Source organism: Streptomyces sp. B1866, from assembly GCF_031932565.1.
Classification (GTDB): Bacteria; Actinomycetota; Actinomycetes; order Streptomycetales; family Streptomycetaceae; genus Streptomyces.
On sequence record NZ_JAVSCF010000643.1, the window covers coordinates 1 to 369 of the forward strand.

1 pseudogene is annotated in these 369 nt (G+C 83.7%); it reads left to right on the plus strand.

What is annotated here, in order from left to right:
* Window positions 1–369: pseudogene (locus RKE29_RS30590) on the plus strand (type VII secretion integral membrane protein EccD); the annotation flags it as partial.

The window sequence follows — 369 nt, forward strand, 5'->3', positions numbered from 1 at the left end:
GCGCTGACCGCCGCCGGGCTCACCGGCCGCGACGACCCGCGGCTGACCGGCGTCTCGGTCCGCCGGCACGAGGCCGGCGCCGCGCTGCGCGCCGCCCACCGGACCCTGGACCTGGCCGTCGCCGCCGCGGCGGCGTCCGCCTGCGCCGCCGGGCTGCTCGCCGTCGCCGCCACCCGGCCGTGGACGGTGCCGCTGACCGCCTCGCTCACCGTGGTCCTGCTGCTCAGAGCCCGGGCCTACCCGCCGGGCGCGCAGTCCGCGGCCCTGCTCGCCGCCGCCGTCGTGCTGCTGGTGCGGCTCGCGGCGCTGTGGGCCGACGCGGCCGCCGGACCGGCGTACGCCCCGCCCGCCGCGCTCGGCGCCGCCGCC